Genomic DNA, 243 nt, shown 5'->3' on the forward strand with positions numbered 1-243 from the left:
AAGACCCGTTTGGGTTGTATGGTTAAGTGACTAAGCGTACACGGTGGATGCCTTGGCAGTTGGAGGCGATGAAGGACGTATTAACTTGCGATAAGCCTAGTCAAGCTAGTAAAAAGCACTTGAGACTAGGATTTCCGAATGGGGAAACCCACCTGCTTGCAGGTATCGTTAACTGAATACATAGGTTAACGAGGCGAACGCGGAGAACTGAAACATCTAAGTACCCGTAGGAAAAGAAATCAA

At 45.7% G+C, this 243-nt stretch carries 1 rRNA gene; it reads left to right on the forward strand.

The annotated features are described in order from the left end of the window. Positions 1 to 20 precede the first annotated feature (20 nt). Positions 21 to 243 (forward strand): 23S ribosomal RNA (locus tag H5200_RS23695); the annotation flags it as partial.

It is taken from the genome of Pseudoalteromonas sp. SG43-7, assembly GCF_014164295.1.
Classification (GTDB): Bacteria; Pseudomonadota; Gammaproteobacteria; order Enterobacterales; family Alteromonadaceae; genus Pseudoalteromonas; species Pseudoalteromonas rhizosphaerae.